5 protein-coding genes and 1 pseudogene are annotated in these 8,709 nt (G+C 42.1%); 4 read left to right on the plus strand and 2 right to left on the minus strand.

What is annotated here, in order from left to right; translation table 11 throughout:
* Nucleotides 1-4,323: a hybrid sensor histidine kinase/response regulator gene (locus tag NAF19_RS27550; protein WP_252793593.1), complete on the minus strand. Its 4,323-nt coding sequence runs from the start codon at nucleotides 4,321-4,323 to the stop codon at nucleotides 1-3.
* A gap of 385 nt (nucleotides 4,324-4,708) precedes the next feature.
* Here NAF19_RS27550 and NAF19_RS27555 point away from each other — a divergent pair, with 385 nt between their 5' ends.
* Together NAF19_RS27555 and NAF19_RS27560 are read left to right on the plus strand one after the other, a co-directional pair.
* On the plus strand, nucleotides 4,709-5,122 hold the full coding sequence (locus NAF19_RS27555; protein ID WP_252793594.1) for a response regulator: 414 nt from the start codon (nucleotides 4,709-4,711) through the stop codon (nucleotides 5,120-5,122).
* Nucleotides 5,123-5,278: 156 nt separating this feature from the next.
* Nucleotides 5,279-5,689, plus strand: a complete 411-nt coding sequence (locus tag NAF19_RS27560; RefSeq protein ID WP_252793595.1) for a protease inhibitor I42 family protein — start codon at nucleotides 5,279-5,281, stop codon at nucleotides 5,687-5,689.
* Here the strand turns inward: NAF19_RS27560 and nudK are convergent.
* Nucleotides 5,686-6,261, minus strand: coding sequence for a GDP-mannose pyrophosphatase NudK (gene nudK, locus NAF19_RS27565; protein ID WP_252793596.1), 576 nt, complete (start codon nucleotides 6,259-6,261; stop codon nucleotides 5,686-5,688). The genes NAF19_RS27560 and nudK overlap by 4 nt on opposite strands.
* Before the next feature lie 519 nt (nucleotides 6,262-6,780).
* Between nudK and NAF19_RS27570 the strand changes: the two are divergent.
* Nucleotides 6,781-7,205 (plus strand): annotated as a pseudogene (locus tag NAF19_RS27570) (SRPBCC family protein).
* Nucleotides 7,206-7,401: 196 nt separating this feature from the next.
* Nucleotides 7,402-8,445: an NAD(P)-dependent alcohol dehydrogenase gene (locus tag NAF19_RS27575; protein WP_252793597.1), complete on the plus strand. Its 1,044-nt coding sequence runs from the start codon at nucleotides 7,402-7,404 to the stop codon at nucleotides 8,443-8,445.
* The last annotated feature ends 264 nt before the right edge of the window (nucleotides 8,446-8,709 follow it).

Here is an 8,709-nt window from a genome sequence, read left to right on the forward strand (position 1 = left end):
TTAATTTTCAAGCCGCACCACGGGATCGTCATTCACAATAATTTTATTGAGATCGATAAGCTTATTCATTAAGCTTTCAATATTTACTGGTTTTGATATGTAGTCATCCATACCCGCTTTAATACATTCGTCACGGTCTTCGCTCATAGCATTTGCTGTCATTGCAGCAATTAAAGGCCTGGTACCGTATTTTTTCCTGATAACCCGTGTTGCTTCAAGCCCGTCAATATTGGGCATCTGCATATCCATTAAAACAAGGTCGTAAGTTTTATTTTCCATTAAATCCAGTACCTCCTGGCCGTCATTTGCAAGGTCGGGCTGGTAGCCAAGCTTATTAAGTATCCTTGTAATTAATTTTTGATTCATTAAATTATCTTCGGCAACAAGCATGTTAAATGGATATTGTAATGCAAAATCTTCTGATAGCAACGCCTTTTTCATTTCGGGTTGTACAGCACCCCGTTTTTTTACATCCATTGCAATTACGTTAAATAACTGCTGCTGCTTTACCGGCTTTGTTAAAACAGATGTAAAAAGATGACCGTGTGTTTTACGCGTTTCGTTCCCGATTGAACTTAATAACACAACAGGCATATCCGCCTGTAAGGCTTTTATCTGGCCCGCCAGCGTTATGCCATCCATGTCCGGCATCTGCATATCGGTGATCACCATGTCGAAATCTTTTTGCACCGCTAAAATTGCGAGTGCCTCTTTACCAGAACTAACTGCGGTTACAATTATTTTCCATTTTTTTAGCTGCGTTTTTATAATTCTCAGGTTGGTATCGTTGTCATCTATTACCAGTACCTTTTTTCCATCGCAAACTGTAGCTTCATAATGCTGCTTAACCGCAGTGTTTTCGCCCTTTTTTGCTTTAATACTAAAAGTAAACTTGCTACCCACGCCATATTCGCTTTCTACATCTATGCTTCCCCTCATTAAATTTACCAGCCTTTCGCAAATAACCAGGCCTAAGCCGGTTCCGCCGTATTTACGCGACACGGAAGAATCTACCTGATTAAATGCCTGGAACAGTTTGCCTAAATGCTGTTGCGGGATACCTATGCCTGTATCGCTTATAGCAAAATTTAAATCAAATTCATCTCCTTGCGGTTCACCTTTGGTAACCATCAGGAAAACCTCGCCTTTATGAGTAAATTTAATAGCATTGCCAATAAGATTGGTTAAAACCTGGCGCAACCGTAACCCATCAGCATTAATATTAGCAGGTATCATGTCGTCAACCTGGTATATCAAATCAATGCCGATGTCGGCCGCTTTTGCTGCGAATAGTTCCAGTACATCTTCGATGCATTTACGCAGGCTAAAATCGTAGGGATCAAGCTCCAGGTTGCCCGATTCTATTTTGGAGAAATCCAGGATGTCATTAATTACAATTAACAACGACTCGCCGCTGTTTACGATGGCATCAGTATACTCACGTTGCTCGTTATCAAGACTTGTTTCCGACAATAACGAAGCCATCCCCAAAACACCGTTCATTGGCGTCCGTATTTCATGGCTCATAGTTGCCAGGAAGGTGCTTTTGGCCCGGTTCGCTTTATCAGCTTCCAGGCGGGCCTTTTCAGCCATGATACGGGCCTGTGCTTCCTGTGTTCTTTGAATAGTTAGTTCCTGGTTTAAACGTTCGAGTGATTTAGATTTTTCCTGTAGTTCGTCCTGCTGTTCTAAAAGCTCTTCTGATTGTAACTGCAGTTCCTCTGACTGCGTTTCCATTTCTTCTTTTTGTAATTGCAGTTCATTGTTTAACGCTTTCAAATTAAAAGCCTGTAATTCTATCTCCTGCGTGCGGGCTTTCACCTGTATTTCTAACACATCTTTTTGTTTTCTTACAAATCTTAACCTTATTAAATAAAACAGGTAAAACCATAGTATAAAAAACAGTATAGTGCCTGTTTTAAACCACCATGTCATCCAAAAGGGGGCCTTAATAACAATGTGAAGGGTAGCGGGACTTTCACTCCAAATGCCATCATTATTTGCAGCTTTAACCTTAAAAATATATTCGCCGGGGTCGAGATTTGTGTAGGTAGCCTTACGTTGATTGCCTACAAATTGCCATTCTTTATCAAAGTTTTCAAGCTTATAGGCATAAGTATTATTTTCGGGTATGGTATAATCAAGGGCGGCAAACTCGAGTGTAAAGACGGACTGGGAATAGTCGAGCTGAATTTTACTTGTTGTACCTATACTCTGTCGAAGAGGCGAGTTGGGCGTATCAAACTTTACAGGCTTATTAAATAATTCGAAGCCGGTATTAACCACCCGGGGCTTGTTATTATTACTAAACAGTTTATTGGGGTTAATAATAGTAAACCCATTAATACTTCCCAATGCAATTTCACCGCTTTTTAACCTGGCGCCGGCTCCGAGGTTAAATTCTTTGCTTTTTAAACCGTTATAGTACCCAAAGTTTTTATACTCCCCGCTTGCCGGGTTAAACCGCGTTACCCCCTGCAGCGTACTTAGCCAAAGGTAGCCCGAACCGTCACCCGTAATGTAATTAACCGTATTGTTTATTAGACCATTGGTTTCGTTGTATATCTTAAAAGTGTGATTTTTAATATTGTAGCAATTTAAACCGCCTTCCATTGTCCCTATCCACATGTTCCCTTTCTCGTCCTCATAAAACGTGCTGATAACATTACTGGCCAACTTGCTGTTATGAATATTTATTTGTGCAAATTGATGAGAAGCCGGGTTAAATACAGATATCCCGTTTGAATATCCCCCGGCCCAAATATTACCTTCTTTGTCTTCGTAAAGGGCTTCAATGGTGTTATCGGCTAAACTGTTACTTGTTTTTTTGTTATTTAGATACCGGGTAAACGAATTGGTTCTGGGATCGTATTCACTCAATCCGCCATCCTCCGATCCAATCCAGATATGGCCGTTATGGCCCTCAAGCAGCGCATAAATGGCGTTCGATGTGATATCTACCCGGCCATTTCCTTTTATGTGGTGTTTGAATTGACCTGTGTTTGGGTTGAAGCAATCCAGTCCACCTGAATATGTTCCAACCCAAACAGCATCATTTTTTTTATTAATGAGTACACATGAGGTGAAGTTGCTCACCAAACTATTTGCACTTTTTGAGTTGTGCTGATAATAAACAGACCGTTGGTTGGCACGGTTAAAATATTCGAGACCTACATCTGTGGCGAGATACAGGTTTCCGGTTTTGTCTTCGGTAATGCCCCTTACAATATTTTTTGCTGAAGGGGTGTTTGTTAATGATGCCTGGTAAACCGGGAAAATTGATAGGTTTTTATCATATTTGAGGAGGCCCTCACTGGAGGTCCCGATCCAAAGTATCCCGGCATTGTCTTCGTATAAGGCATATACGCCATCGTTGGGCATCGCGTTACTTCCATTGGTGTTTTCGTTTATGGGGATTAGCTTCCGGTTGGCCGCATCAAATAACTGCAGGGTTGTATTTGAACCTATCCAAAATTTATTGCCGGCCGTCTTTGCCAACGAGTAGATAGGATTGACACCACCTGCTGAATTTTTATCCGGGTTAATAGCGTAGCTTTTAAATTTATGACTGTTTTTTTCCAGCAACCTCAAACCTTTGCTGGTACCAACCCAGATGTTATCGTTTTCGTCGCCTGTTATGGCATTAATACTGTTTGCCGACTTACCACTGGTTTTGTCAACAAAACGCTCCCATTTTCCGGTGGCCAGGTTAAGCATATTTAATCCTCCGGCTGTTCCAACCCATAAATGTTTGTTACGATCCTCAAAAATTGAAAAAACGGATGAGTTGCTAAGCGACGCTGAATCACCGGGACTATTAACAAAACGCCTAAATCTGCCGGTGTATTTGTTGTATAAATTTAACCCGTTTTCGGTCCCGATCCATAGGTTTTTTTCACGATCGGAGTAAATGAAAGTTATATTATTACTGCTTATTGAAAGTGAATTTAGGTTGTCGTGCTGAAATGTTTGAAATGAGTCGTGAGCGCGGTCATATTTACTCAATCCGCCAAGCCTGGTGCCCACCCAAATGCTGCCTTCTGAATCTTCGCAAACGGAGTTTACGTTATTTGCGGGAAGCGTTTTGGGGTTATTCCCAATGTGTTTGTAAACAACAAATTTAAAGCCGTCGTATTTATTTAAACCATCCTGTGTCCCAAACCACATAAAACCATACCTATCCTTGGTTACACATAGTATCGAGTTTTGCGAAAGGCCATTGGCGCTGTTTAATGCAGTAACATTCAGCGTCATTTCCTGCGAAAGCGACACAAATGATTGCAGACAAAGAAGAAATATTAAAATATATTTACCGGACCTCATTTGGCAGAACACTGTAAAGTAGGTATTATACGAAAATACAAGGCTGAATGTTTACGACTTGCAAACAGAATCAATTAAAAGCAATTTTTGCTAATCTTAGGTTAAAAAACACTTCGTCTTAAAGTATTGGTTAAACGCAGCGTTGAAGGGCGAGAACTAAACAGGTGTTGACTTGAAAAACGGCGGCGCGTTTAAAAAACTGTATATTATACTAATCATAATTATCGTGCTTTAATAATATTGATAATAAGCAGAATTTATTGAGCCTGTACGTTTTAAGCCGTTTCTGCACAATTATGCCTAATTTACTGATGTTCAGGAATATATTGGAACGGGTTTTGTTTAATCGCTATCCTCTTAAACGTCACACTTAATATTAATAATTATGATTAATTTATTAATGATAGACGACGACCCCATCGAACATTTAATTATGCAGAAGATGCTGGATAAATTTCATTTGTTCCCCCATGCTTCGCACAGCCAGGATGCGCGCTTAAGTATCGATCTTATTGAAAGTTTTTATTTGTCGCCGGATGTATTACCTGATGTTGTTTTCTTAGACCTCAATATGCCGGGTTTTAACGGCTGGGACTTTCTCGATAGCTTTGAGCATATTTATAAACGGATAAAAAAAACAATAGATGTTTATATTCTTTCCTCATCAATTGATCCTAAAGACCAACTGCTGGTTGATAAATACGCCTTTGTAAAGGCAAATATCAGTAAGCCTGTAAAGCTGGAAACACTGCTTAACCTGCATTCGTTGTACCACGCTACGCGGCAGGCCGCGGGTTAGTTTAAGTCCGGAGTCTTTAGTCTAAAGTCCAAAGTCAGCCCAAGATCTCTTTTGCTTCAGACTAAAGACTCCGGACTTAAGACTACCTTTTCCCCTTGTCGCTGTAGCGTTCAAAGCTTATATTGCGTAATGATATACAAGCTATTAAACCGCCACATGAAAATTAAATTACTCGTTGTTTTATCTGTAGTTGCATTGTCGCTATCATCTATTTCATCCTGCAAAAAAAATGGTGTTTCGCCTAAGAGCTTCGTACAGGTTGATTATACCAAAAACGGGCAAACCATTGCGCTGGCCAAAGGCCAATTGCTGCAACTAACGCTTAATAACCCGGCTGATGGCGGTTACACTTTCGATCCGCCTCAATTTAATACACAAGTTTTAACATTGGTAAGCCACTCTCATACTAACCCCGGTGCAAACGCCCCTGTAGGTTATGCCGGTACTGATACCTGGGAATTTAAGGCGCTGGCCGCAGGCGAAAGCACGCTAACCGTAACCGCTACACGCTCATTCGACAAAAGCAATCCTTCCACTATTTTTAGCGGTAAGGTAACTGCAAATTAGCCCAACAAATTGTTTAGCGCGGCATATTGCAATAGCATAATGGTTTTGGCGTCCATTATTTCGCCCGTTTTAATCATGCCCAACGCTTCGGTAAATGGTAGCTCAAGCACTTCAATATTTTCACTTTCCTCTTCAAGCCCGCCACCTTCGGTAACTTTCATTTCTTTGGTGTATTCGGCCACAAAAAAATACAATATCTCGGTTACCGAGCCAGGCGACATATAAGCCTCAAATATTTTTTCGACATGGGTTATTTTAAACCCGGTTTCTTCCTCGGTTTCGCGCCTTATACAATCTTCGGCATTATCGGTATCTAATAATCCTGCACAGGCCTCAATCAAATACCCCGAAGCATTGCCATTTATAAAGGTGGGCATCCGGAACTGCCGGGTTAATATTACCGATTGCTTTTCTTTATCATAAAGCAGGATGGTGGCTCCGTTGCCCCTGTCATAAGCTTCGCGGTTTTGGACTAAAACCTCACCCTTTTGAAGGATTTCGTAAGTTACTTTTTTAAGCGTGTACCAGTTGTTTGATAGGATCTCGGTATTCAGTATTTTTATGTTGCTCACTGTTGATAATTTAGGATAGATTTTTTTTAAATAACCGAATTATTAACGGCAAACTAAAATGGAAATTATACATGGGAACATTACCGGTCTATCCTCCTTTCCGGGCTAGCGCCAGGTCGCGGAGGTGTCGGACCAGCACGCCGCATTTGGGCCGTCAGGGTCCAAAATTATTCACTCATTCAAATACAATCTCTTTTAATTAATTAATTATCAATGTGTTTCATGATGTTGGAAATCATAAACCCGGAAGCGCTGATTACCAACGCTTTGCAAACAGCTAAAATTTAAATAATTGATAATGAGAATGTTTCACAGCGTTCCAGGTGTTCCGTAGAAAAATGGAACGCTTGGTTTCGGCGGCAGGAGAACTTCCGGCCCGGGCAAACCCACATTAGCGAAAGTCTTCTTCTCTATTCCGATTGATATAACGTGACGCCCAACATTCTCATGTTTTTTGCACCAAAATGGATCTTTTACCTTTATTTTCGGATTAGGATTACCACCATTAAAAGCGCACATATGGCAGCAACAGAAAATAAAACAATAACTGTATCAGCAACAATCAACGCGGGCGTTGAAAAGGTGTGGGAGTTTTGGACAAAACCCGAACACATAACCCAATGGGCCTTTGCATCCGACGATTGGCATGCGCCTTATGCCGATAACGACGCTCAAACCGGGGGAAATTTAAAACAACCATGGCCGCGAAAGACTGCAGCTTTAGCTTTGATTTTGAAGGCGTTTACAGTAATGTGAAAGAGCACGCGCTGATTGAATACGCCATGGCGGATGGCCGCACCGTTAAAATTGAGTTCGGCGGCAACGATAATACCACCGAAGTTGTGGAAGAATTTGTGCCGGAAAGCCAGAATCCTATTGAGATGCAGCGCGGCGGCTGGCAGGCTATTTTGGATAACTTTAAGAAATACGTTGAGGCGAATTAGTTTTAAGTCCGCAGTCTTAAGTCGTTAGTCACCAGGTAGCTTCTGACTCAGGATTTTTGGCTTAAGACTTAATAAGTACACTAAATTGATAAATATTTATTGCACAGGTAATACATGTTAACAACACTCCTGTATATTTGCTATAAGGGTAGCCCTAATCACCCCGGATTATTAGCTAACTTAAAAAAACTCAACCATGATTGAAACAAAAGCTTATGCTGCTCAAAACGAGCACACCCCTTTGGCCCCCTGGACATTTGAACGCCGCGAAGTAGGGCCGCACGATGTTCAGTTCGATATTTTATTTTGCGGCGTTTGCCACTCCGATTTACACCAGATAAAAAACGACTGGTTTCCAGGCATTTTCCCAATGGTGCCGGGTCACGAAATTGTTGGCCGCGTAATTAAAGTTGGCGACCATGTTAAAAAATTCAAAGTTGGTGACCTGGCCGGTACCGGCTGTATGGTGGATTCGTGCCGGGTATGCGAAAATTGTAAACGTGATTTGGAGCAATACTGCTTAAAAGGCAGTTCGCAGACCTACAATGGCCTTGAGCAGGATGGTAAAACGTCAACCTACGGCGGCTACTCAAACACCATTGTAGTTAATGAAGACTTTGTACTTCATGTATCTGACAAGCTTAGCCTGGCTGCCGTAGCGCCACTTTTGTGTGCCGGTATAACTACCTATTCCCCGCTAAGGCACTGGAAAGTTGGCAAGGGCCATAAACTGGCAGTACTGGGCCTGGGCGGCCTTGGCCACATGGCAGTAAAATTTGGCGTTGCCTTTGGAGCTGATGTCACCGTATTGAGCACATCGCCCAAAAAAGAAGAAGATGCCAAAAAACTTGGTGCTCACCATTTTGTGGTTACCACGGACGAAGCACAGGTAAACGCAGCAAGGGGGACTTTCGATTTTATATTGGATACCGTATCAGCCCCGCACGATTTTAACATGTATCTTTCGTTGCTTCGTACTGATGGTACACATATTTGTGTTGGTGTACCTCCGGAGCCTGCACAGATAGCCGCATTCAGCTTACTGGGCGGTCGTAAAAGCCTTGCCGGTTCGGGCATCGGCGGTATAGCCGAAACCCAGGAAATGCTTGACTATTGCGCCGAAAATAACATTGTGTCAGACATCGAAATGATCGACATTAAAGATATCCAAGCCGCTTACGACCGTATGGTTAAAGGCGATGTGAGGTATCGTTTTGTAATTGATATGGCTACGCTGTAATTGTTTAGCGTTTAAGAATTGAAAGGCATCTGCATTTGTTTGTGGATGCCTTTTTTGTGTGCGCCCGGCACGGGCGCAAACTATAGGGTGGAAGTCCCGAACGCGCCTTGATAGTGGGAAGCGTTAACCCAAGGCAAGGGTGTCCTCCGCGAGGAGGAATCTGAAGGAAGCCGGCGGTAAATCTCTGGCCTGACGAACAGGAAGCAGATCAGGCAATGCCATGTGGGTGAGTTTGCACAACAAAACAAAGCCCGAAACTATCCG

The sequence above is a fragment of the Mucilaginibacter flavidus genome, assembly GCF_024055575.1.
Taxonomy (GTDB): domain Bacteria; phylum Bacteroidota; class Bacteroidia; order Sphingobacteriales; family Sphingobacteriaceae; genus Mucilaginibacter; species Mucilaginibacter flavidus.

Excerpts from the sequence above, each read along its gene's own strand:
- NAF19_RS27575 (WP_252793597.1), top strand. The coding sequence starts at position 7,402 with ATGATTGAAACAAAAGCTTATGCTGCTCAAAACGAGCACACCCCTTTG.
- NAF19_RS27550 (WP_252793593.1), bottom strand. The coding sequence starts at position 4,323 with ATGAGGTCCGGTAAATATATTTTAATATTTCTTCTTTGTCTGCAATCA.
- NAF19_RS27555 (WP_252793594.1), top strand. The coding sequence starts at position 4,709 with ATGATTAATTTATTAATGATAGACGACGACCCCATCGAACATTTAATT.
- NAF19_RS27560 (WP_252793595.1), top strand. The coding sequence starts at position 5,279 with ATGAAAATTAAATTACTCGTTGTTTTATCTGTAGTTGCATTGTCGCTA.